Origin of the sequence: Aerococcus sp. UMB1112A (genome assembly GCF_030230715.1) — a bacterium.
Lineage (GTDB): Bacteria > Bacillota > Bacilli > Lactobacillales > Aerococcaceae > Aerococcus.
The window spans coordinates 1-23,178 of sequence record NZ_JASPDS010000017.1 but is presented as its reverse complement, the minus strand read 5'-3'; the positions used below and the strand labels follow the sequence as shown (position 1 = coordinate 23,178).

At 48.7% G+C, this 23,178-nt stretch carries 21 protein-coding genes; 6 read left to right on the top strand and 15 right to left on the bottom strand.

Translation table 11 applies throughout. The features are described from left to right. Positions 1–37 precede the first annotated feature (37 nt). Genes QP860_RS08605 through QP860_RS08595 form a run of 3 tightly spaced genes read right to left on the bottom strand, consistent with a single transcriptional unit; the run spans position 38 to position 3,359 of the window. Positions 38–1,468, bottom strand: coding sequence for a UDP-N-acetylmuramoyl-tripeptide--D-alanyl-D-alanine ligase (locus tag QP860_RS08605; protein WP_284912569.1), 1,431 nt, complete (start codon positions 1,466–1,468; stop codon positions 38–40). Positions 1,469–1,478: 10 nt separating this feature from the next. Continuing rightward, complete coding sequence (locus QP860_RS08600; protein WP_070617241.1) at positions 1,479–2,567, bottom strand: D-alanine--D-alanine ligase; 1,089 nt, start codon at positions 2,565–2,567, stop codon at positions 1,479–1,481. Between the two features lie 3 nt (positions 2,568–2,570). Beyond that, positions 2,571–3,359: a hypothetical protein gene (locus QP860_RS08595; protein ID WP_070617243.1), complete on the bottom strand. Its 789-nt coding sequence runs from the start codon at positions 3,357–3,359 to the stop codon at positions 2,571–2,573. A gap of 172 nt (positions 3,360–3,531) precedes the next feature. Here QP860_RS08595 and QP860_RS08590 point away from each other — a divergent pair, with 172 nt between their 5' ends. Continuing rightward, positions 3,532–4,290 carry an SMI1/KNR4 family protein gene (locus QP860_RS08590; RefSeq protein WP_284912568.1) on the top strand — a complete coding sequence of 253 codons (759 nt, stop codon included), beginning with the start codon at positions 3,532–3,534 and terminating at the stop codon, positions 4,288–4,290. Between the two features lie 86 nt (positions 4,291–4,376). Here the strand turns inward: QP860_RS08590 and QP860_RS08585 are convergent, their stop codons facing one another. From QP860_RS08585 to QP860_RS08575, 3 genes are all read right to left on the bottom strand, one after another. After that, the gene (locus tag QP860_RS08585; RefSeq protein ID WP_070617247.1) at positions 4,377–5,570 is read right to left on the bottom strand and encodes a hypothetical protein; all 1,194 of its coding nucleotides are present in this window, start codon (positions 5,568–5,570) and stop codon (positions 4,377–4,379) included. Between the two features lie 238 nt (positions 5,571–5,808). Further along, complete coding sequence (locus QP860_RS08580) at positions 5,809–6,525, bottom strand: class A sortase (protein WP_284878948.1); 717 nt, start codon at positions 6,523–6,525, stop codon at positions 5,809–5,811. Positions 6,526–6,614: 89 nt separating this feature from the next. After that, the gene (locus tag QP860_RS08575) at positions 6,615–7,553 is read right to left on the bottom strand and encodes a LysR family transcriptional regulator (protein ID WP_083294314.1); all 939 of its coding nucleotides are present in this window, start codon (positions 7,551–7,553) and stop codon (positions 6,615–6,617) included. 482 nt (positions 7,554–8,035) lie between these two features. Here QP860_RS08575 and QP860_RS08570 point away from each other — a divergent pair, with 482 nt between their 5' ends. Beyond that, positions 8,036–8,965 carry a LysR family transcriptional regulator gene (locus tag QP860_RS08570; RefSeq protein WP_070617252.1) on the top strand — a complete coding sequence of 310 codons (930 nt, stop codon included), beginning with the start codon at positions 8,036–8,038 and terminating at the stop codon, positions 8,963–8,965. Positions 8,966–9,064: 99 nt separating this feature from the next. Here QP860_RS08570 and QP860_RS08565 read toward each other — a convergent pair whose 3' ends face one another. The 7 genes from QP860_RS08565 to QP860_RS08535 all read right to left on the bottom strand — a co-directional run bounded on the left by QP860_RS08565 (position 9,065) and on the right by QP860_RS08535 (position 14,691). Beyond that, positions 9,065–9,241 carry a hypothetical protein gene (locus QP860_RS08565; RefSeq protein WP_246818914.1) on the bottom strand — a complete coding sequence of 59 codons (177 nt, stop codon included), beginning with the start codon at positions 9,239–9,241 and terminating at the stop codon, positions 9,065–9,067. A 76-nt stretch (positions 9,242–9,317) separates the two neighbouring features. Then, on the bottom strand, positions 9,318–9,707 hold the full coding sequence (locus tag QP860_RS08560; protein ID WP_246818915.1) for an aldo/keto reductase: 390 nt from the start codon (positions 9,705–9,707) through the stop codon (positions 9,318–9,320). A gap of 157 nt (positions 9,708–9,864) precedes the next feature. Continuing rightward, on the bottom strand, positions 9,865–10,122 hold the full coding sequence (locus QP860_RS08555) for a type B 50S ribosomal protein L31 (RefSeq protein WP_067974368.1): 258 nt from the start codon (positions 10,120–10,122) through the stop codon (positions 9,865–9,867). Positions 10,123–10,234: 112 nt separating this feature from the next. Beyond that, complete coding sequence (gene murA, locus QP860_RS08550) at positions 10,235–11,494, bottom strand: UDP-N-acetylglucosamine 1-carboxyvinyltransferase (protein ID WP_070617254.1); 1,260 nt, start codon at positions 11,492–11,494, stop codon at positions 10,235–10,237. 196 nt (positions 11,495–11,690) lie between these two features. Beyond that, positions 11,691–13,298, bottom strand: a complete 1,608-nt coding sequence (gene pyrG / locus QP860_RS08545) for a CTP synthase (RefSeq protein WP_284912567.1) — start codon at positions 13,296–13,298, stop codon at positions 11,691–11,693. 295 nt (positions 13,299–13,593) lie between these two features. Beyond that, entirely contained in the window at positions 13,594–14,187 is a 594-nt protein-coding gene (rpoE, locus tag QP860_RS08540) for a DNA-directed RNA polymerase subunit delta (RefSeq protein WP_070617257.1), read from the bottom strand. A gap of 63 nt (positions 14,188–14,250) precedes the next feature. Next, positions 14,251–14,691, bottom strand: a complete 441-nt coding sequence (locus tag QP860_RS08535) for a YwiB family protein (RefSeq protein ID WP_070617259.1) — start codon at positions 14,689–14,691, stop codon at positions 14,251–14,253. Positions 14,692–14,820: 129 nt separating this feature from the next. Between QP860_RS08535 and QP860_RS08530 the strand changes: the two genes are divergently transcribed. Together QP860_RS08530 and QP860_RS08525 are read left to right on the top strand one after the other, a co-directional pair. Continuing rightward, positions 14,821–15,642, top strand: a complete 822-nt coding sequence (locus tag QP860_RS08530) for a lipoate--protein ligase family protein (protein ID WP_070617260.1) — start codon at positions 14,821–14,823, stop codon at positions 15,640–15,642. Positions 15,643–15,660: 18 nt separating this feature from the next. Continuing rightward, positions 15,661–17,019, top strand: coding sequence for an HD domain-containing protein (locus tag QP860_RS08525; protein WP_070617262.1), 1,359 nt, complete (start codon positions 15,661–15,663; stop codon positions 17,017–17,019). Between the two features lie 554 nt (positions 17,020–17,573). Here QP860_RS08525 and QP860_RS08520 read toward each other — a convergent pair. Both QP860_RS08520 and QP860_RS08515 read right to left on the bottom strand, forming a co-directional pair. Then, a complete protein-coding gene (locus QP860_RS08520; RefSeq protein WP_070617264.1) occupies positions 17,574–19,040 on the bottom strand; it encodes an MFS transporter in 1,467 nt (488 codons plus the stop codon). A 437-nt stretch (positions 19,041–19,477) separates the two neighbouring features. Then, on the bottom strand, positions 19,478–20,626 hold the full coding sequence (locus QP860_RS08515) for a pyridoxal phosphate-dependent aminotransferase (RefSeq protein WP_284878945.1): 1,149 nt from the start codon (positions 20,624–20,626) through the stop codon (positions 19,478–19,480). 170 nt (positions 20,627–20,796) lie between these two features. On the opposite strand from QP860_RS08515, the gene QP860_RS08510 reads away from it, so the two are divergent. Continuing rightward, positions 20,797–21,687 carry a hypothetical protein gene (locus QP860_RS08510; protein WP_284912565.1) on the top strand — a complete coding sequence of 297 codons (891 nt, stop codon included), beginning with the start codon at positions 20,797–20,799 and terminating at the stop codon, positions 21,685–21,687. After that, a complete protein-coding gene (locus tag QP860_RS08505; protein WP_070617270.1) occupies positions 21,688–22,803 on the top strand; it encodes an NAD(P)/FAD-dependent oxidoreductase in 1,116 nt (371 codons plus the stop codon). Positions 22,804–23,178: the final 375 nt, after the last annotated feature.

The following is a 23,178-nucleotide window of genomic DNA, read 5'->3' as shown; positions in this document are numbered from 1 at the left end:
TTGTCGAGGGCTGTGTGGCGAGACAGAGGCTGCTGAGCTAATCTTCTTTAGCTTGGCTTTCTATATCTGGGCGGCGGAGGGCTTCAACTACTTCCAAAAGCCCCATCCCATGGCTCCCCTTCACCAGGATCTGGTCATAGTGGCGGGTATGGTCTTCCAACCAAGCAATGAGGGCCGCTTTATCTTCTTTAAAATAATGCACCTGGTCTGGCCGGGCTTGACCGGCAGCTAGGAGGCGCTCATAGAGAGCTTCCATCTCCAAGCCATAGAGTAAGACCTGATCCTGGTCTTCAAGAGTCAAGACATCCGCTACGCTGGCATGGAGCTGGCCTGCATCTGGTCCTAGTTCTAACATATCAGCCAGCACATAGAGCTTGCGCCCTTGTTGGGCATCACCTGCCCGCGGAACCTGGACGAAGTTACTAATTACAGCCTTCATCGCTGAAGGACTAGCATTGTAAGTATCATCCAGCACTTGACTCTCATTAATGCCTTCGATCCAGGCTGTCCGATTGGCCGTCATTTGGAAATTAGCCAGGGCCTCCTGGATTTGTTCAATCGACAGGCCCAGGCGGTAAGAGACCGCACAGGCATCTAAGGCATTCACAACATTATAACGGCCCGAAACCGGAATTATCAACTGAACGGTTGGTGACAGGTTGCTGCTGAATTGGGTCTGGTACTGGTCCACAATAATATCCAGAGCATAAATATCCTGGTTTTCCGTTAAACCGACTGACAGGGTTTCGATGTCTTCTCGAATATCCCCTAATTGAGAAGTAATCAGCTCTTCCTCCCCAGGATAGATGAAGCTGCCCCCTTCTTTTAAGCCGTCCAAAATTTCAAGCTTGGCCTTGGCGATATTGGCCTTGGTCTTCAGAAATTCCAGGTGGTCCTCACCAATCATGGTAATCACAGCCAGGTCGGGCTGGGCTAGGAGACTCAATTCACGGATTTCACCAAAATTAGACATCCCCATTTCTAAAACAAGGACTTCCGTTTCTTCTGGCATCTCTAAGATAGTAATCGGAACACCAATTTCATTATTATAATTGCCTTGGGTCTTGTGGACCCGGTAGGCCACCGATAGGCAGGCCGCTGTCATGTCCTTGGTGGTCGTCTTACCGGATGAACCGGTAATCGCCACGACTTTAGCTTGGACCAAAGACAAGTAGTAAGCTGCCAAATCGTGGAGGGCAGCCAGGGTATCGGGCACTTGGATTAAGGCCAAGCCGGCAGGAGCCTGGGCTGGATCCTTGGACCAAAAGGCAGCCACCGCCCCATTGTCTAGGGCTTGTTGGGCAAAGTCATGGCCATCGCGTTGCCCAGTTAAGGGAACAAAGAGGCTCCCAGGCTGGGCTTGTCTAGCATCAAAAACAACATGGTCAAGCAAGACCGCGTCGGGGTCTTCTGCTTGGACCTGTCCTTGGACAGCTTTAGCAATTTCATTTAAGGCTAATTTTTTCATGGCACACATCCTATTGGTTGGCTAGTCCTTGTTTTTTATTAAAGCGCTCTAGGGCCAGGTTAAGTAATTTCTCGAGCAAGTCTTCATAAGACAAGCCTGAAGCTGCCCAGAGAGAAGGATACATACTAAATTGGGTGAAGCCAGGCATGGTATTGACCTCGTTGATATAGATATCCATATTGTGGGTCACGAAGAAATCGCAGCGGGTGAGGCCTGAGCCATCAATGGCTAAATAAGCCTTCTTGGCGTAGGTTTGGATAGCCTGGGCGCTTTCCTCTGGGAGGTCGGCTGGAATCGCCATCTCGATGCTGTTGTTAATATACTTCTCTTCATAGTCGTAGAAACCTTGGTCCTTGACAATCTCACCAGGTTGGCTGACCTGAACCTCTTCATTACCGAGGACAGCCACCTCAATTTCCCGAGCTTCAATCCCTTGTTCAACCACTACCCGGGTATCATAATGGAAGGCTGTTTCTAGGCCTTGGAGCAAGGCATCCCGGTCCTGGGCCTGGGTAATTCCTACGCTAGACCCCATATTGGCAGGTTTGATAAAGACAGGATAGACTAACTGCCCCTCAATGCGGGCAATTACTTCGCTGCGCTCGGTCTCATACTGGTAGCTAGTCAAAGCAACAAAAGGCACCTGAGGGATCTGAGCTTGTTGGAAGAGTTGCTTGGAGATAATCTTATCCATACCTGCCGCTGAAGCAAGGACACCTGCCCCGGTATAAGGGACATTCAGTGCTTCAAAGAGGCCTTGGATTGTACCATCTTCCCCATTCGGTCCATGCAGGGCAGGGAAGGCCAGGCTATCCTTGGTCAAAACATCGGTCGGAACAACAGCAAGCCCTTGAGAAATTTCAGCTTCACCTTGGCGGTAGAAGTGTTGTTGGTCGCTGGCTTCGAGATAGAGGATGCTATCCTCACTGAGGCTGTATTCTTCAAGCAGCTCACCAGCAATCCACTGCCCCTCCCGGTCAATAAAGACAGGCTGAACTTGGTGCTTCTTATAATCCAAATGTTTGAGGATGGAAGCAGCCGTTAAGACGGATATATCATGCTCCGCGCTGTCCCCACCATAAAGTAGTACAATTCTCATAATTTAACCTCCAAATAGGTTGGCATCCGCGATGCGCTCAAATGCCCATTTTTTATCTTTCATTGAATAGCTTAATTTAGCTAAAAGAACGGTTTGCTTGCGTTGAAGAATATCATCAACTTGGTCTTCCGCTAACAGGAGAGGGATCGCCATCGCCTGGTCCTCCCGCCAAGTGAGCTGACTAAAGTCAAAGATAACCCCTTCCGTTAAAAGCGGACGGATTTCCTGCATGACTGCCATGGGAGGCAAGGGAATCTTCGCCTCTTCGCCGGGATTATGTGACCGCCAGCCGAACAAGGAACGGCGCTCAGGACGTTGGGCCAAGAGCTTGTCGCGAATCACATTGGCCAGCTGGAAGTAAAACTCCTTGACATCCCGGTAGTAAGTCTTCAAGATCCCATTGGCCATGGGCAGGAAGACATAATTATTTTGCAACTTATAGAAGAATGGCGAGTGCAAGTGGCGGTTCACATGGCCTAAATACAATAGTTCTGCAATTTCACCTGGTGTTAGCTGGTGCAGGAGTTCTTGGGAATAATAATCCACCCACTTAGTATCTGGAAAAGCTAAGCGACTCTGCCCACTTAAGAAATCTTGGACACTCCGTTCGCCCCGGATGAGCTTAAAATGTGTATGGTCATCCGCTTGGCCATAATCTTTTTGGCAGGATAGAACCAGTAAGTTCTGTGGCTTCTTCTTCATACTGCGCTGCAAGTAGGCCAGGCCCAAACCGCGCGATAACACATGGTTGGATACCTCATCTACTAAGATATAAATATAATTCTCAATCACGTCCCCACCTCCTTATCATACCCCTTAATGATAGCATATTCCCCCCACAAAAAACTATAAGCTTTAACTAAAAAGCCTAAAAACACAAGCCAGGATAGATCTCAAGCTTTACTTTCTTTAGCTGCTTATATTAAGATGGGAGGGACTGTACGTATTTAAAGGAGCGAAGAACATGCATCTGATTGGCTTAGCCTTCCAAAAACAACAACTCACCTACCTGCCCACTAGCCCCCTCTACGGGGAGATTATGGTAGAGGACCTGCCGCTTAGCTACCACCAACTCCTCACCCAACAGAATGGCGGCTATACCTCAAAATCTTACTATCCCACCTCTGCCCCCACCTCAGATTCACTGAGCGCCGTTTATATCCCTTACCTGGCTGGCTTGCTTCCCCAAGCTGTTCGTAAGGACTATCTCATTCCTAGTCTGGCCTTCCAAGACCAGTTCAAGCACCGGGATAGTCTGCCTAAAAGCAGCCTAATTATCTATGAAGATGGCGACCGAATCGTCTTCCTGGACTATGACCCCCATGACAAGCGGGAACGTGACCAGCGCGGCCTAGCCAAAACCCCTAGCGTCCGCTACCGGGACCTGGAAACTGACCAGTGGATGGACCTCGCCCCTAATTTCGATTACTTTATCCAACACTTCGAATCCCGGGGTTTTGCCCTGCCCGCCCCACCTATGCGAACCTACCACCGGGCCAATGCCGCTTTTATCGCTGTCCAGCGTCCCGAGCAACTAGCCCGACTCTTCGAAGAATTCCAAGGCCAGGCCGACAAGACCTGGTACTTCCACTGGATCCGCCACTTCCTCCAGTCCCAGGATTCCCGCCTAGCCACCGTCGCCAAAGAAGCCCTCGACTTCCAAACCGACTACTTCCGTCCCTTCCTGTCCAAAGGCTTTGATGATCTCTTAAAGTGTGATTAAAGCCAGGCAGACCTAAAATACACAAACAAAAGCGGCCCCAGTCGGCGTTTACAAGTCGACTGGGGCCGCTTTCCTTTTATCCTTCTTTATTCCTCAGTGTATTCTAGATAAATATCTGAAGTCTTATAAGGCGACTCCACATAATAATTTGGGTTGGAGACGGCTAACTGACCGGTCTTTCGACGGTAGGCATAGAAGGTGTCACCGTTGTAACTCGTTTCCTTATCCGCATGTGCCTCATCCCCTCCTAGAAATTCTTCTAAATAGATAGCCGTATTGACCTTAATTTCAGCTAAGTCATCCCAAGATTGGCCTTCACGAAAAGTCTGGATGGTCTGGGTAGGCACCTGGTCAATACGGATGCGGAAGCGACTTTCTTGTTTTCGCCCATCGACCGCTGTCTGGTGGAAGACGAGCAAGTTTTGATCGGGGTAGATGGTCATCCGCCCCATGCCCCCATTAATTAGAAAACCATTTCCCCTAATGTAGGTCCCTGCCAGATCTTCCGCATCAACCGCATAAGGATAGTCAGCAGACCCGCTAGTTTCCTCTTGCGCCTCTTGTCCCTGCCCTGATGCCATCAGAGGCTTGAAGTCTAGCCTGGATAAATCAATTATTTGACCCTTACTTTGCTCATAGACTTCTGGGCTGAGCCGACCTTCTTGGGCGACCACCTTGTCGCTGTCATCTTCCATCTTCTTGATTCGCATCTCTCCCAACTCGTCTAATTGGGAACTTTGGTCATCCAAGGCGAAAAGTTGAATGACATGATCCATCGCTCCGCCTGACCCTTCCTGGAGAATCTCACCATTCTGAAGCAGACTCAACTGACTGCGATAGCCAATCGATGGGTCATCGAAGAGAGCTTGGGCTTGATCGCCAGCTAGGCTGTAAATTTGAATCAAGTTTTCTTGGTCATGGTTATAGATCAAGAGCTCTGACCGACCGTCTTGGTTAATGTCGTATAAGGTATAGGACATGACCTGGGGATCGACTTGAATTTGGTGGGAATCGATACCAGGCTTAGCTTCCCCCGCCTCCAAAGCCTGGCGCCAGTCAGCCAAGACCGTTTCATAGGACTCTAGCTCAGCTGCTTTCTGGGACGCCTTAGGGGCTCCTTTACTTTCTGACAGCTGAGACGATGCCTCTTTAACAAGACTAGAACTTTCACTGTTCACCGTCTCTGCTTGACTAGCTTGGCCCGTTCCCTCTTCCGTGCTTGCAGGACGACAGGCTCCTAGGCAAACTAGCGCGAGTAAACTAAACACATATTTCTTCATTTATAAGCTCAACGCTCCTTCTTAACTTATAGAATTCTTAAAAATTTATCTCAATCAATTATAGCATAACTCACTAATCCAAGTTTTTCGCTTTCCCATTTACTAGTATTAAAAAACGGCGAAAACTATTTTTGATCCTTCTTCATTCAATAGCTAAATTCAAAAGCGCAAGGCATGCTCACTGGCACACTTTAATTCCAAACAAAAAGCCCCAGCTAAGCTGAGGCTAAAGTATAATCTAATCCTTCTCAAAGAGTGCTAATAAGTCAGGACTAGCCTGGCTGAAATCCTGGGTCTCCACAAGACGACCTTGGACAATCCGACGTTCTGTTGCATCATCCGTACAGGTCATCAGGGTAATAATTGGCTTCTGGGTCTCGGGATCCAAGAGCTTGGGGTCGACCAGGTCCACTCGAGTCGGTGGCACATCTTCGACAAAGTAAGTGTCATAGACGTAAATCTTCTCCAAGTCGGTCATATAAATCTTTTGACCCACTTGAGCATTATCAACAATTGGTGAGAGAAGGAGGCCTTTTTGGACTACATTCATATTGTGGCTAGCCAGTGGGTAATTCCCTTCCCCCATCTTCTGGTCGGGATAGAAGGTACCTGCCCCTGACAAGAGCACATCCTCACTCAGCCCTTTCATAATGGAAACCTTAACATCGGCATCCGGCATGGCCAAGGCACCAATGACATTCACATCAGCATAACCATTCTTAATCCGCTCCCGTGATTCACGAACTTCCTTCTCACTCACATTGCGGATTTCACTATGGTCAAAGACCGCGTCCTTGGCCTGGTTATCCTTCAACTGATCGGCCGTCATATTCTCAATGGCAACGTCGTTTTGATTCTGTTGGATCTGATAGCCACTAATATAGTGCTGGCCAAGGAAGAAAAGTCCAATCACAATCAGGACCACTCCCAGAAGACGTGTAAGATTTTGACGCATACTTGCCCCCCTAAATCGTTTACTATAGAGCTATTATCTTAGTTTTCCCTGGGGATGACAAGTCATATTACTTATAAAAAGTTTAAAAATTAATTAAACTGCAGGGCAGTAGAGAAAATTTTCTTGGCTAATTCGATGAAATCTTCCATATACTTAGGCAGGGGCATCCCCTTACGGTAAGCGATGATCACATCGGACTTAGAGCTTGGGCAGGAGAAAGAGAAGAGACGCGGCGCATTCTCTTGTTTCAGGTTGAGATTGCGGTAGTGGTTCTCATAAACCAAGGAAACCCCGTAACCCCGGATGGTTAAGTTAACGGCTGTTTGAATGTTATTGGTCTTGATAGTACGTGCAGGATGGAAATGTTCCTGGTTAAAGAGCTTATCCATCTCCCGACTAATCTTCGTATCATTTGTCGACACAATGAAACGGTCATCCTTAAGATCGGCTAGGTCAATCATCGGATACTTGGAATCCGGGTTGTCTACTGCAGTAGCGACCGCAGGGTGGTCATGGGGGAGAGCAACCAAGATTTCTTCGGTACCAATCTTGTCATAGGTCAGGTTGGCATTCTCATTGCTGGCGTTGATGATAATAATATCGCAGTCCCCGTTCATAATCCGATCTTCCAAGATGGTTGCCGTTTCTTCCACTAACTGCACTTCAACCCGTGGGTAGAGCTTCTCATACTCGGGCAGTACGGGTGGCATGAGATAAGAACCGCGAATAAGAGGGATCCCAATACGAATCCGGCCATAATTCTTATCCTTGATGGTCTGCATGGTCATCTCCAGCTCATCACGCATGGTTAAGATGTCATTGCCATACTTCACGAACTCTTCCCCGGCATAGTTGAGAACGAGACGTTTACCAACCCGTTGGAAAAGATGGTAGCCCAAACGTTCTTCCATATTCTTGATGTACATACTAAGGGAGGGTTGGGTAATAAATAAACTCTCCGCAGCCTTAGTCAGGGTACTATGCTCATGGATGGCTTTTACGTATTCAATATCCTTCATTTCAATCATTACTCAATACCTCTTCTATATTTATTCCACTTATAACTTTCTTGACTTATATCTAATCGATAATATAACATATTCCACTGCTGTTCATTCGTCAAGAATTTCTTTAAGAACGAAAACTCTTACTGAAAAGTCTTTAGCATAGTGCTTTTTTATCTCTTATAAAGCTGCCTCCCAGCTCCATTGACTTGCTAGCAAGCTGATTTTCTCTTCATCTCTCCCCTTCCCTTAAAGCCTGACATGATAGGCTTTTGAAAGCTACAAACGATCCCAATCAAAAGAATAAGAAGCTTTTATTCCGCAAGAATCGGCTGAAAAAATAAGAGCAAATTTGTTCCAATCAAAAAATACATTACTGAACGCTTTAGAAATACTTAAGCCAAATTTATCATAAGAGAAACCAATTTTTGTTCTTTATTTAATCTCTAATCCTAGAATCTAACTTTCGTTATAATGGATCAAAACAGAAAGTGAGGGGATTTCCTATGCGCATCGAACAATTACAATACCTCAGCAAGGTGGCTGAGACGGGTTCCATTACCCAGGCAGCCAAGGCCCTCTATCTCTCCCAACCCTCTCTCTCCAATGCCATTAAGGAGTTGGAACAGGAAATGGAAGTCCAACTCTTTAAGCGAAGCAAGAAAGGAGCTGTGTTGACTGAAGCGGGAGAAGACTTCCTAACTTATGCCCAACAAATTCTTGCCCAGGTCGACCTACTTAAGACCCGCTACCAGGAAAGCGAACGGCCCCGGCGAATCTTTAGCGTATCGGCCCAGCACTATGCCTTCGTCGTAGATGCCTTCGTCCGTCTGCTCAAGGAGAACTCCTACCCCAAGTACCAGGCGACTCTCAAGGAATCCCGGACCTATGAGGTAATTGAAGATGTCGCCAACCAGCGGTCTGAAATCGGTGTCCTCTACCGCAGCCGCTTCAACCAGCAAGTCATCGCTAATGCCTTAGCCGAACGCGACCTTAGCTTCACGCCCCTTATGCAAGCAGAGCCCCACATCTTTATCTACGCCAACCATCCCCTAGCCGACCGTGCCCAGCTGACCTTGGACGACCTGGCTCCCTATCCTAAGCTCAGCTACGAACAAGGCGTCCACAATTCTTTCTATTATTGGGAGGAGGTCCTGGCCGACCATGTAGCAGACAAATCAATTATTGTATCTGACCGGGCCACCCTCTTCAACCTACTGATCGGTCTGGATGGTTACACCATCTGCTCAGGGATTATTAATTCCGACCTCAATGGTGGCGACATCCTGGCCAAGCCCTTAGCTTGCGAGGAAGCGATTGAGATTGGTTACATCACCCACAACTTCCACCCCCTCAACCCAATCGGCCAAGCCTATATCCAGCAACTCCAAGAGGCGGTCAAACGCTCAGCCCCTTCCGAAGCAGAAGGGGATTAAAACAAAAGGTCAACCCTGCCAAGTGCTCACCTAGAAGCTTGAGACTAGTTGACCTTTTTTTCGAGATGACGACTGCTTCTAGCTGTCTTCTTGGCCTGACTAATTCCGGCCAAAAGAAGCCTGTTCACTTTCCACATGCCCCCGATGGCCATGGATTTTGAAGCGATCAATGGCTTCGTTTAAGGTCTCAAATTCCTCGGGCGTAAAGTGAATTTTCGCAGGGGCTAAGTTCACTAAGATACGATCCTGGTTTTTGGATCCTGGTATAGGAATCATTCTGAACAGCTGCTAAGGGGGTGACGCGGTGGGCCGATAGCTGGTAGAGAAGCCTGAGAGAGCCCCGACTCGCGGATCAAGCCTTCCTGGATAAAGTCGCCATAGCTCCTGCTACATCCGCTAAGGGAATAGCTTCATTGATCCGGTGGAGATAGTAGATATCCAAGTAATCCGTTCCCAAGCGCTGCAAAGACCCCTCCAATTGTTGACGCACATAAGCTTTAACTTGACTAAGAGTGGCTACTTTACCTTCCTCTAAGTGAACCTTGCTAGCCAAATAGACCTCTTGGCAGAAGGGCGCTAGGGCCTGGCCCAAAAGTTCTTCATTGTGCCCAGGATAGAACATTTCCTTACCATAAGAAGCCGCCGTATCAAAGAGGGTACAGCCCGCCTCATAGCCTGCTCGAATCGCTTGGATACTCTCTTCCTTAGCAGGAACAGGACCATAACCATGGGAAAAACCCATACAGCCCATCCCCACTTCAGAAACCTCTAAGTGCCCCATCGCTCGTGTTTTTTCATATCCTTTCCTCCTTCTCCCCCTATCCTATCAGAAACTTGCCTATAAGGCGAAAAAAAGAGCAGCTCGATTGAGCTGCTCGGCTTGGTCAAGAGACCATTTCTTAAGCATTTTTGTCTGCAAAACCGTACTTCTTGTTGAAGCGGTCCACACGACCATCGGCTTGCGTGAATTTTTGGCGGCCAGTGTAGAATGGGTGTGAATCTGATGAGATTTCAACACGGATCAATGGGTAAGTGTTCCCATCTTCCCATTCAACAGTTTCGCTTGACCCACGAGTTGAGCCAGATAAGAATTTAAAACCTGTTGTTGTATCCATAAATACAACGGGTTGGTAGTCTGGATGGATGCCTTGTTTCATTATTCTTTCTCTCCTTTGCGCCCTGGCTATCTGCTAGCCAGAGATTATTTTGACATAACATTGATATGTTACCACATCCCATCGCGCAATGCAATGTGATTTTTTATTTTTTCTATTCTTCGACTAATTCGATATCAGCGCCCAAGTGTTGGAGCTTGTCGGCAATCTTATCATAGCCTCTCAGGATATGCTCAGCACCATAAAGATCTGTACGGCCTTCTGCCATCAGGGCAGCATTGATCAAGCAGGCCCCTGCCCGTAAGTCAGAAGCAGTCACTTCTGCGCCTCGGAGACAACTCGGCCCGGAGAGGTGGATCTGGTCATTAAGAACCTTGGCCTGGGCGCCCATGCGGACGAGTTCAGGAATGTGCTTAATACGCTTAGGATAAATCGTATCTTCAATGGTTCCCTCACCTTGTGCCTTGAGTAAGAGTGGCGTGATAGGCTGCTGGAGGTCAGTCGCAAAACCTGGATAAGGCATGGTCTTAATGCTGACCATAGCCAGGTCGTCTTGGGCGGGATGAACATAGATTTCATCTTCATAGATATCCATTTGCACACCCATTTCACCCATCTTAGCGACAAAACCTTCGATATGTTCAAAGATCACATTCTTCACAGTAACCCCTTGACCGATAGCAGCTGCTGCGGTCAGATAGGTCCCGGCCTCGATTCGGTCGGGAATGATCTGATGGTTAGTTCCAGTCAGCTCATCCACCCCTTCAATCCGGATAGTAGAAGTCCCGGCCCCCTTGATCTTAGCCCCCATCTTATTGAGCAGGGAGACCACATCGATAATCTCCGGTTCGCGGGCCGCGTTCTCGATGGTCGTCTTGCCCTTGGCCATGGTTGCAGCCAGCATGACATTGATGGTCGCGCCTACACTCACCACATCCATATAGATTTCTGCCCCATGGAGGCCGTTAGGGGTGGAAAAGTGAATCGCCCCTTGTTGGTTCTCAATCACTGCTCCCAGCGCTTCAAAGCCCTTAATATGGAGGTCGATAGGACGTGGACCAATGGAACAGCCCCCTGGCAAGCCAACTACTCCTTCCCCATACTTAGCTAATAAGGCGCCCATAAAATAATAGGATGCCCGAAGACTCTGTATTTTTCCTTCCGGCATCGGAATATTGACCATATTCTCTGGATCAATGACTAAATGGTTGTTCTCAAAAGACACTTCACAGTTAAAATCTTCCAAAATTTCAATAAGGGCCTTTACGTCAGCAATGTCTGGCACACCGTCTAAACTGACTGGGCTATTCCCCATAATAGCAGCAGGAATCAAAGCGACCGTACTATTCTTAGCACCGCTAACTAAAACTTCTCCCTTTAACGGTTTACCACCATTTATGATAAACTTTTTCATTTTGCATTCCTTTCGTTCCCAACCGGTCCCCCGCTAAGTGAGCTTTCGATCAGGCGCAAGTATTCTATCGATAAAATTAAAAAAATTACTATCTTCTCAAGTTAACATTATAACGGATATTCAGTCGTTTGACAGCCCCAATCGAAGTTTTTAAGAAAAGTTTAAAGTTGAAAGTTTTTCATAGATAAAAGAACAATTAATGTCCCTTAGCTGCCCGGACCAAGCCCCTAAAGAGCGGATGAGGACGATCTGGACGGGATAAGAATTCAGGGTGGAACTGGCTGGCGATAAAGAAAGGATGGTCGGGCAATTCCACGATTTCAACCAGGCGCCCGTCAGGCGAAAGCCCAGAGAACTTGAGCCCAGCTGCTGCTAATTGGTCACGGTAGGCATTATTGAATTCATAGCGGTGGCGGTGGCGCTCCTTGATCTCTGCTTGGCCGTAGAGGGACTGGGCCAGGCTGCCCTCAAGCAAGCGGCAGGGATAGGCACCCAAACGCTGGCTGCCACCGAGCTCTGCCTGCCCCACTTGGTCGGCCATCAAGCTAATCACAGGGTCAGACGTCTGGCTATCAATCTCAGAAGACTGGGCTTTGGGGAGACCGCAGACATGGCGAGCAAATTCCACACAAGCTAGCTGCATGCCAAGACAGATCCCTAAGAAAGCTACCCCTTCTTCGCGAGCGTATTGGATGGCGCGGATCTTCCCCTCAATCCCCCGACTACCAAAACCTCCGGGCACCAGGATACCATCCGCCCCGGCCAAGGCTTGGTGGACCTGGTCAGGGCTTAAGCTTTCCGCATCCACCCAGTCAATGTCCACTTCTAGGCCTTCCTGGTAGCCTGCATGGCGGAGAGCTTCCGCTACAGAAAGATAGGCATCGGGCAAGGCGACATACTTGCCGACCAAGGCGATCTTCACTTTGTCCTTAACCGTCACCACCCGGTCCACAAGCTGGGTCCAGCTGGTCATGTCGGCTTCAGGCAGGCCAGTCAGAGCTAGGGCCTGGCAAACCTTATCGTCTAGTTCCTGGGCCTTGAGGGCAAGCGGCAGGGCGTAGATGGTTTCTACATCCCGGTTTTCGATAATATGGTCTTCTTCTACATCGCAGAAGCGGGCGAGCTTGGCCCGCATCCCTTCTGGCATAGCCAGCTGGCTGCGGACAATTAAGAAGTCGGCCTGGATACCTAGACTCCGCAATTCCTTTACTGAATGCTGGGTAGGTTTGGTCTTCAGCTCCCCTGCTGCTTCCAGGTAAGGCAGGAGGGTAGTATGGATATAGCAGGTATTCTTGGCGCCTAGGTCTTTTTTCAGCTGGCGGATAGCCTCCATAAAAGGCTGGGACTCGATATCGCCCACGGTCCCTCCAATCTCCGTAATCACCACATCTGCCTGGGTCGAATGACCTGCCCAGAGAACCTTCTCCTTAATGGCATCCGTAATATGGGGAATCACCTGGACCGTCGCCCCCAGATAGTCTCCCCGGCGCTCCTTGGCCAGTACTTCGGAATAGATCTTGCCCGTCGTCACATTGGAATATTGGTTCAAGGGACTATCCGTCAAGCGTTCGTAGTGACCTAAGTCCAGGTCCGTCTCCGTCCCATCATCGAGCACATAGACCTCCCCATGCTGGTAGGAGCTCATCGTCCCTGGATCGACATTGATATAAGGATCAAATTTCTGCAGGGTCACAGCCAAGCCCTTGTTCTTTAAGAGCCGGCCCAAGGAAGCCGCCAAGAGTCCCTTACCAATCGATGAAACAACGCCTCCCGTTACGAAGATATACTTAGTTTCTTGTGTCATTTTTTTGTCCAACCTTTCCCATAAATTGAGGCGAACACTCCAGGACAAAAAACAAAAAAACTCCCATTCCGCGATTGGAATAGGAGCTCACTCACTATCGTTCTTAAAGTGCCCAAATAAAATTCTAAGGCAAAAAAACTTTCAAGTCAAGTTGAAATTATTATATTTTGGAATTTGATAGGCATGATTGATATAAGCTAGCAATAAAAATCAGCTTCGTATAAGTAAGTTCTGACCAGTAATAGATGGTCAGCATACTATTTCATCAGGCACCATCGCATCCAGAAGCCGAGACTTAGAGATCATCGTCCTCGTCTTCATCCGCATCCAGATCATCATCATCAATAATCCCTAGGTCGCCTTCTAGGCCGTCCTCTAGTTCATCTTCCGGATCATCATCGCCGAGTTCGTCAAGATCAGCCCGGTAATCATTCAATTCCCGGCTTTCATCTTCTTCGTCCTCGTCTTCATCCTCATAATCATAGTCATCTTCGTCCACTTCATGGTCTTCTGGATCGTCGTCTGAGTAGTCAATGACATCTTCATCCAAGGCAGTGAGGACATTCTTCGAGCGTTTGTGTTTCTTCTTGATGTCATCATCATCAATCGTCGAAATAATTTCTTCATCAATAGAATCCACAGGGTACCAAGCTCGAAGCCCCCAGCGGTTTTCCCCTAGCGAAATGAAGGACCCATCGGCATTCATTTGGGTGTAGAAGAGTACCATCCGTTGTTCCAATTCATCGGTAGTCAATCCCATATACTCTTGGACCTCTTCTAGTAAGTGGTTAAATTCATAAACTTGGTTACTTTCTCTTAAGATTTCGTGGGCCACTTCAATCATTGAGAGCTCTGATTTATTTTGATGATCTAAACGTTCTAATTTCACTGATTATTCATCCTTTCAAGCTTCCTCTATAGTAGGTATCAAAAAAATCCATTCCTTATAATTTTACACTATTTCAGCGTGGTAATGCAATTTTAATTCATGACGGATGGGCTGGTCGTCGAGGCCTGAGATCTCATAGACCAAGCGCAGGCTGCCCTTATCCGTCCCAAAGTCATGGTTCAAGGACTTAAGTTCAACCGTCATGGGGATCCGGTAAGCCCCGACCTGATAATGGGTAGGAATAGCTTGACCCACAACTAGGGGCAGGCGCATGGCCCCCTCAGCGGTCCGCCGCTGGATGAGAGCCCGTCCCGCTTTCAAGTCGACTTTGACGCGGACTTGAGCAGGCGCTTGGTCGGCTTGTTCTTCCTGGTATTCGAGATAGTGCTTTTCCCCTAAACGGAAGTAAGCCCCCTGACTATTCAATTGCAGGTCTTCCTTAGAACCTGCTTGACTGATCCGATTTCTTAAATTCACATGGACTGCTTGTTTTCCTTTGGACATCTGGCCACCTCCACTTGTCTTCCCCTAATCCTACACGAAATACAGGCAAAAGAAAAGGCCTCAAGCGTTTTGTCCCGGGCCAATTTGGGTTATACTAAGAGTAAATTATCTATAGAAAGTGTGAACCCTGTGATTATTAGTGCCCTTTATTCAAAAAGCCCCCATTTAGCCATTGTGGATGAATTCGTTCCTAGTGACCAAGCCCTCCGTCCTTTTGCTGTGGACGATTATCTCCTGCGCGCTTTGAGCAAGGACGAACTAGAAGCAGATGCTGTCCTCCACTTCTGGCCGGGCGACCCTGCTATCTATCTCGGCATGGTCGACACCCGCTTGCCCGACTTCCAAGCTGGTGTAGACTTCCTCAAGGCTTCTAGCTACAGCCCAGTTATCCGTCCCTCTGGTGGATTGGCAGTCGTCAGTGACCCCGGCATCCTAAACTTCAGCCTCCTCATCAAGCCAGCTGGCGGCCGACTCAGTATCGATGACGCTTATGAAGTCCTACTCCGCTTAATCAACCAGGTCCTCGCTCCCTACCAAGAGCAGGTCCAAGCCGGCGAAATCACCCGGTCCTACTGTCCCGGTAGCTACGACCTCAGTCTCCAAGGCAAAAAAATTGCCGGACTCGCCCAACGCCGAATTGGTTCGGCTATTGGTATTTCCGCCTATGTCTCCTTAGAAGGCGACCAGATCCGCCGCGGCCAGCTGATCCGCGACTTCTACCAGGCCAGCCAGGTCCAAGAAGCCAAGCGTGATGACTACCCCGATGTCCTTCCCGAAAGCATGCACAATATTTCCGATGTGGTGCCCGAACTCGGTCAACTGGACCGCTTCAAGGCAGCCATTCAAGAGGTTTTAAGTACCGATACCGCCAGCCAAAGCCTCCTTGACCTGGACCAAATAGACCTCAGCAAGGACCTGGCCAAGATGAGCAAGCGCAACCAGGACATTTAAGCAGAAAGGAGCCCAGCCATGTCGCTTAGCAGCCAACAGACTATCCGCGAGAAAATCTTCCTCGACCCGGTCCATTCCGAAATCCGGGTCCAACACCAAGTGATTTTGGACTTAATCAATACGCCTGAATTCCAGCGCCTGCGTCGGATCAAGCAGCTGGGCACCGCCCACCTCACCTTCCACGGCGCCGTCCACAACCGCTTCAGCCACTGCCTGGGTGTCTATGATATCGCCCGGCGCATCTGCGACCGCTTCGTTCGCAACTATCCCTCACAGAGCGAAGGCGACGGGCTCTGGGACGACAGCGAGCGGCTAGTCGTTCTCTGTGCCGCCCTCCTCCACGATATCGGTCATGGCGCCTTCTCCCATACTTTCGAGAAGCTCTTCGACACCGACCACGAAGCTATTACCCGGCAAATTATTCTCAATGACGAAAGCCAGGTCCACAAAATCCTTGCCGCCATCAGCGACGACTTCCCCCAAAAGGTAGCTGCTGTCATTGACCACACCTATCCCAATCCCCAAGTCGTCCAGTTGATTTCCAGCCAGTGCGATGCTGACCGGATGGACTATCTCTTACGCGACTCTTACTTCACCGGGACCCATTATGGAACCTTCGACCTCAACCGGATCCTCCGCGTCATGCGGCCAACAAAAAACGGCATTATCTTCAACGAAGCTGGCATGCATGCCGTCGAAGACTATGTGGTGAGCCGCTATCAGATGTATATGCAAGTCTACTTCCATCCTGTTTCCCGGGGCATGGAAGTCCTGCTCAGTCGGCTTTTAGCCCGGGCCCAGGCCCTCTACAAGGACAACCCAAAATATTTCGTCAAGACCTCACCCTTCCTCCTCCCCTTCTTCCAGGAGAACTGGACCTTGACCGACTACCTCCACTTGGATGATGGGGTCTTGGAGACCTACTTCCAGCACTGGCTAGCCACGAGCGACGACCCCATCCTCACTGACCTAGCCCACCGCTATATCAACCGTAAACCCTTCAAGTCAGTGACCTATGAACCTGAAGATCAAGATCTAGTGGCTGAAGTCAAGGAGAAAATCCAAGCTCTGGGCTATGACACCACTTACTATACCGCCCAAAACAGCAACTTCGACCTCCCCTATGACTTCTACCGGCCCAATGCTAAGAAACCACGGACCCAGCTAGAAATCATCAGCAAGGATGGCACTACAACCGAACTCTCCCAGGCCAGCCAGCTCATCCGCGCCGTTACCGGCCAGGAGATTGGGGACCAGCGCCTCTACTTCCCCAGCGAACTCTATGCCGGAAAGAATCCTGACAAGCTCAACCTCTTCCAACCCCTCTTGGACGACCTCCACCAGATGACCGGAACCGGCAAACTCAAGCCTAGTTAAAGGGTGTGAGAGGATGCGGGAGAAAGGGACCTCTGGAATAAAGAACCAGAGAAGACTGAAAGTCTTCGACGGATCTTTATGAAGAGGAGCCCTTTCTGCATCCTCGAACCCGACTAAGGGTGTGAAGGCTAGCGGGAGAAATAGACCTCTGGAGCCAAAAGCCAGAGAAGACTGAAAGTCTTCGACGGATCTTTATGAAGAGGAGCCCTTTCTGCATCCTCGAACCCGACTAAGAGTGTGAAGGCTAGCGGGAGAAGTAGACCTCTGGAGCAAAATCATATAAAACTAAAGTTCAAGACGACTTTAACCGGGCTGATCCTCCAAACATTTAAGAGACAAATTCAAAAGCGGAAGGCATGCTCATCACACAATTTACTAAAAAAAGCGGCAAAGATCGCTTTTTTTGATGCCTATATTTCTATTTTATCTTATCCGTCATTTATCCATTCTCATCATTTTTATTCATCTATCATACTAAGTACCTCCTAGATTAGGCAAGATGAAGGCAAAAGAAAAGCCAGGAAGGGGCATCCCCTTTCCTGGCTAGCTTTCAATTAAGCCGTTTCATTGGCTTTTTGAGCTTTTTTGGCAGCGATCTTAGCTTGAACTTCTTCCATGGTTTCAGGATCGAGTGGATAGAAGCGAATCAGGATCGCTGTCACAACGAAGACAGCGATAATAATGCCTAAGAGCATGTAACCCCCTTGCATCAAAGCGGGATTCAGAGGTTCATTAGGTTGCGGGAAGCCATCGACATAGCCAATCCCTGCAAAAACCAAGCCCAGAACAATTGGTGACAGCGAAGAAGCGATAGAGTCTGTCAGGGAGAAGATAGTTCCGATAACTCCAGCAGCATACTTACCGGTACGTGAGGTTTCATAGTCCGTGATGTCAGCTGACATGGTCAGAACAATTGATGTTGGGTAAACACTGAAGATCCGAGCACAGATCCAAAGCCCCAAGAAGCAATAAGCCAAGAAGCCGGCTGGTGAGAAGAGCTGGGTCGTGTCTGTCGTGCTCGCAAAGAGTACCGTCATTAGAATCCAAGCAGCTAAAGCGAGAATAATCGACGTTTGATAAGTAAACTTCAGCCCCTTCTTACCTGCAATCCGCGTAAAGATAGCGATCATAATGAATTGTGGAATGATGAGGTAGAGGGAAACTTGGCCGACTAACTGCATGTCAGCAAGGATAATTCCGAAGAGGAGAACAAGGAAAGTCTGGTCACCGATTAATTGGGCCACAAACTTCACGAAACCCCCGCAGACTGCCAAGATTTGTAACGGACGATTGCCTTTAACGATGCTCCACACATCACGCAAGGAAAGTTTCTGGTCTTCTTCATGCCCAAGACCGAAGTAGCGGGTTTGGTCTTTACGAGATAAACCAATCATCGCCAGAATCGTTAAGATAAGGGAAACTACGCAGATGCCAGGAATGAAGACGGTAAAGAAGTCGCCATTGTATTCATTCTGGTATTGAGGCAAGAGTAAGTTAGAAACGATATATTGTCCAATGGAGAAAACCCCAATCCCGGAAAACACCGTATCAAATAAGGTAAAGAGCGGCCGCTGCTCAGGGTCATTGGTTAGGGCTGATTGGGCAGCCTTGGTTACCGTTTGCTGGAAGGAGTAGACAATTTTATGGAAAATCAAAGAAATAAATAGCATGACTGTCTGAGCCGTTCCAGATAAATTATGTAGGTTAAAGATCATTAGGAAAGATAAGATCAGACCAATATTTGATACCAGCATAATCGGACGATACTTACCCCAACGCGTGTTGAAGTTGTCAATAATAAACCCAATTGTTGGGTCAATGATCCCATCGAATAAACGGGCCATACCCAAAACAGAAGAAACCAAGAGTGTGGTCAGACCAGCCACCCCAGTCGCATAATAAGTGAGGAAACCAAAAGCAAAAAGGTAAAGGTTAGATGCCGAGTTGTTCATGGAGAACAGGGCTATCTCCCAGGGTTTCGCGCGATGGTATTTCGCATCCTCTAATACTAATTTTGCCATACATATACCTCCAATATTTTTTAGGGACTTCCCTTCATTTTTGCCTCAAAGCCTCAATAAACCGTTTTCATTTTTCCTTTGAAAAAAGCCATAAAGTGAATAGATTCACGAATAAGATTTTATCTATTGCAAGTGACCCAGTTTAAGGAGGAGCTTCTCCGCATAGATCTTGATAGGATAAGCTTTTCCGCCTTGCTTCACCATGCGAATCGCTTCATCTTTCAGATCTACAAGACATAGAATAGCATACTTCACATAGAAATGGAAGCGGTTTTATGTGAATTTGTTATATTTTTCTTATTTTAAACTAATAAACAGCTCATAAGACTTAAATATCAAGCTTTCTAGCCTCCTCTGTTTCTTGAAAAGAATTTTGCTTTAAAAATAAAAAAAGAGGCAGGACAACAGTCGCAACCTCTTAATTGAAAAAAAGATGTTTAAAGTGATTTTACAAAAACTTCCAGCCGGTCCATGGCCTCCACTAAGTCTCCATAACTAGCCGCATAGGAGAGACGATACCAGCCCTTGCCACCAGGACCAAAGACGGAACCCGGCACCACGCCGACCTTAGCCTTGGCGATTAAGTCCTCAACGAAGCGGAAGTCGTCATCCCCATAAGCTGGGTGGACCTTACCAAAGAGATAGAAAGCACCATCCGGTTGAATAAAGTCCAATCCCATAGCAGATAGGCGGTCTATTAAGACCTGGCGCCGTCTTTTAAACTCTGCTAGATTGCTTGCCACTACATCGTCACAATCACGGTAGGCAGTTAGGGCAGCGTACTGGTCAGGGGTTGACACACAGGTAACCAAGGCTTGGTGGTAGGTGAAGAAGTAAGAATAGTAGTCAGCAGGCAGGTGGAGGAAGCCAATTCGGAAACCCGTCATGGCGTAAGTCTTGGAGACGCCGGCCATCAGGATGGTTTGGTCAGGAATTTCTTGGTAGATCGAATAGTGGTCTCCATCGTAAACTAAGTCCGCATAGATTTCATCACTGAGTACCAGCACATCGTAAGCTCGGATCACTTCAGCTAAAGCCTGGATCTCTGCCTTGCTGTAAGTCGTCCCTGTCGGATTATTAGGGTAGTTGAGGATCAGTAAACGGATTTCAGGATGATCTTCCAAGGCTTGACGAAGCGTGTCAGGACTCAACTTAAAACCGTTATCTGAGCTATCGACAGCAACTACTTCTCCCCCTGCCAAATCCGTACAGAGTTCATAAGAAGGAAAGAATGGTGAGGGGATAAGTACCTTGTCGCCTTCATTGAGCAGGCAATGTGTCGCCAGTGCAATCCCTTCCGAAGCCCCATTGGTGATCAAAATTTGTTCTGCAGACAAGTCCATCCCATGGCTTCGTTCATAGTAAGCAGCGATGGCTTCCCGCAGCTCAGGAATCCCAGTCGACGGTGCGTAATGCGTCTGCCCCTCTTGGAGGGCCTGGGTCATGGCCGCTTGGATTCTAGGATCCGTTGCGAGGTCGGGTTCTCCAATAGTAAAGTTTAAAGCCCCTTCCGTTTCAGCCACCTGCTGGGCAATCATACGGATAGTAGATGGTTGGGGTTTATTCAAACGTTGGTTGTAATACATGGTCATCCCTCATTTTCTTATCGTTTTATCATTTTACTTATTTTATATATTAACATACTATTTACGAAAAAGTTAGCGGATCACATGACTTTTGCTAGCTATTTAGCCAGCACTTCGGTAAGATGATAGAGAGTTCTGTTAACTATTTTTCGCTAAAGGAGGCGCACGTTGTGACAGAAGAAAGTATTGAAAAAGAGGGCGTCCGCCCACTTTATGATTTAAACCAAGAACGGGCTCAAGCCCTCAAACAACCATGGCAGCTCTACTACTACGCCGTCAAAGGCTATGTCATCACGGAAGTTGAGATGCAGGCGCCCGTCGACCAAATGCTCAGTGAATTATTAGACCGATTAGAGAAGGCCCAGCGATTGGAGCAAGCCCCCAAAGAAGCCCTGGGCAAGCACCCCCACGCCTATGCCCGCCAGGAACTGCGCCATCTCGACGTCCCCCGCTATGTAGAGAATTTCTCGCGTTATGCCTACTATCTACTCATTTACCTGGTCATTACTTACGGGCTCTTCGCCCTCTTCCAGTTCGGTTATGGGATCTATTACTACGGGGACCTCAACAGTGCTTGGAACATGCCTGTCCCGATCTCTCTTCTGGGGCTCCCCCTACAGTTTCTGATGCTGGCTACCAGTGTTTTCTTCCTCTTCAAATTTATCCGACAGAGCGCTTGTGGCCATCTCTGGCAGAAACGCCACCACATCATGTACCTCTTGGCTGCCATTCTCTCTGCCCTGGCCTTCTTGGTCATCCCCTTCTTCTCCTTGGCCTACCATGTGCTGATTATCCGCATCCCTGTCTTCCTCCTGGCCCTCTGCTTGGTACTCGCTGCCGGCTATCATTTCAGCAGCCGCCACCTCCACATCGACCAGCACATCGACCGCCTCTTCGAAGACCAAGTGCGTAAAGCTAAGCAGAAGGCCATCGAGCAAAATATGGACATCCGACTGGCAGATAAACTGCCTAATAAGTGGGCTACCTTAAAACTCAAGCGACCACTCATCAATCGTTCCACTGTCAAAAAAACCAAAGAAGAACAAAAGGAGGATAAATAAGTGAAAATTGCAGTTATCGGTGGTGGGATTGTTGGATCAACCGCCACCTTTTACCTCAGCCAAAATCCAGACATCGACCTCAGCCTCTATGATTATGGCGTAGGACAGGCCTCTAAGGCAGCTGCCGGGATCATCTGCCCCTGGTTCTCCCAGCGCCGCAACAAGGCCTGGTACCGCCTAGCCAATGCTGGAGCCCACTTCTATCCCGAAATGCTCCAGGACTTAAAAGCAGCTGACCAGCCCAGCCAAGCCTACCAGGGCAAGGAAACCTGGCTACTCAAGAAAAAACCTAGCACTCGGGAGGATGTCTACCAAATCGCCCTCTCGCGTCGTCCTGAAGCCCCTCTAATTGGGGATATTGAGATTCTCACCCCCGCCCAACAAAGCGCCCAGCTCGACGAATGGACCTACGACCAAGACCTAGTCGCTATCCGCCAGGGAGCTGCCATTGTCGATGGTCAAGGGCTCTGTGAGGACCTCCAAGCGGCAGCGACAAAGAATGGCATGACCAGCTACCAAGCTAAAGCCCAGATTGACTTCCAGGATGATCAGATCCTTGTCATCACAGAAGATGGCCAGAGCCAGGCCTTTGACCAAGTCATCCTAGCCACAGGAGCTTGGCTGGGCGACCTGCTCCAACCCCACGGCTACCAAGTCGATGTTCGCCCCCAAAAAGGCATGCTGACAGTCTATGATCGGGATGTCAGTAATTGGCCGCTCATCATGCCAGAAGGCGAAGCGGATATCATCCCTCACGGCCAGGATACCCTCTACCTAGGGGCCACCCATGAAAACGACAAGGGCTTTGACCTCGAACCCGACATGACCAGCATGGCGAATATCTTTGATACAATCCGCACCATCATCCCCGCCATCGATCCCGAAGACTACCGGGACGTTAAAGTCGGCACCCGGGCCTATACCAGCGACTACGCCCCCTTCTATGGCCCCGTCCCTGGCCATAGCAATCTCTACGCCGCCTCAGGACTCGGATCAAGCGGCCTCACCACCGGTCCAATCATCGGCTACCAACTCGCCCAAGCCTGCCAAGACAAAGCCCAACGCCTCAACCCCGAAGACTACGACCCCAGCCCTTATTTGGAAAAAAGGGTGTGAGCAGTTGCGCCCAGACTTGAATGACTGGAGCCCAAACGGAAAAGAGCGGCTTTGGCCGATCGTTCCGATTGGGTGAAGTCACTTCAAGTCTGCAACTGCGAACCCGGCTAGAAAGGGTGTGAGACTTGGCGCTTAAGCTTGGATGGTTGGAGCAAGGCAGAATAAAGAGCGAAGCATTCGCTTGTTTCTGACTTGTGAAACCACTCCAAGACTGCCAAGTCGAACCCGACTAGATAGGGTGTGAGCAGTTGCGCCCAGACTTGAATGACTGGAGCCCAAACGGAAAAGAGCGGCTTTGGCCGATCGTTCCGATTGGGTGAAGTCACTTCAAGTCTGCAACTGCGAACCCGGCTAGAAAGGGTGTGAGACTTGGCG

Excerpts from the sequence above, each read along its gene's own strand:
- QP860_RS08560 (WP_246818915.1), bottom strand. The coding sequence starts at position 9,707 with ATGGGTTTTTCCCATGGTTATGGTCCTGTTCCTGCTAAGGAAGAGAGT.
- QP860_RS08525 (WP_070617262.1), top strand. The coding sequence starts at position 15,661 with ATGTCGCTTAGCAGCCAACAGACTATCCGCGAGAAAATCTTCCTCGAC.
- QP860_RS08555 (WP_067974368.1), bottom strand. The coding sequence starts at position 10,122 with ATGAAACAAGGCATCCATCCAGACTACCAACCCGTTGTATTTATGGAT.
- QP860_RS08580 (WP_284878948.1), bottom strand. The coding sequence starts at position 6,525 with ATGCGTCAAAATCTTACACGTCTTCTGGGAGTGGTCCTGATTGTGATT.
- QP860_RS08535 (WP_070617259.1), bottom strand. The coding sequence starts at position 14,691 with ATGTCCAAAGGAAAACAAGCAGTCCATGTGAATTTAAGAAATCGGATC.
- QP860_RS08605 (WP_284912569.1), bottom strand. The coding sequence starts at position 1,468 with ATGAAAAAATTAGCCTTAAATGAAATTGCTAAAGCTGTCCAAGGACAG.
- pyrG (WP_284912567.1), bottom strand. The coding sequence starts at position 13,298 with ATGACACAAGAAACTAAGTATATCTTCGTAACGGGAGGCGTTGTTTCA.
- QP860_RS08520 (WP_070617264.1), bottom strand. The coding sequence starts at position 19,040 with ATGGCAAAATTAGTATTAGAGGATGCGAAATACCATCGCGCGAAACCC.
- QP860_RS08515 (WP_284878945.1), bottom strand. The coding sequence starts at position 20,626 with ATGTATTACAACCAACGTTTGAATAAACCCCAACCATCTACTATCCGT.
- QP860_RS08565 (WP_246818914.1), bottom strand. The coding sequence starts at position 9,241 with ATGATTCCTATACCAGGATCCAAAAACCAGGATCGTATCTTAGTGAAC.
- QP860_RS08585 (WP_070617247.1), bottom strand. The coding sequence starts at position 5,570 with ATGAAGAAATATGTGTTTAGTTTACTCGCGCTAGTTTGCCTAGGAGCC.
- QP860_RS08570 (WP_070617252.1), top strand. The coding sequence starts at position 8,036 with ATGCGCATCGAACAATTACAATACCTCAGCAAGGTGGCTGAGACGGGT.
- QP860_RS08600 (WP_070617241.1), bottom strand. The coding sequence starts at position 2,567 with ATGAGAATTGTACTACTTTATGGTGGGGACAGCGCGGAGCATGATATA.
- QP860_RS08575 (WP_083294314.1), bottom strand. The coding sequence starts at position 7,553 with ATGATTGAAATGAAGGATATTGAATACGTAAAAGCCATCCATGAGCAT.
- QP860_RS08590 (WP_284912568.1), top strand. The coding sequence starts at position 3,532 with ATGCATCTGATTGGCTTAGCCTTCCAAAAACAACAACTCACCTACCTG.
- murA (WP_070617254.1), bottom strand. The coding sequence starts at position 11,494 with ATGAAAAAGTTTATCATAAATGGTGGTAAACCGTTAAAGGGAGAAGTT.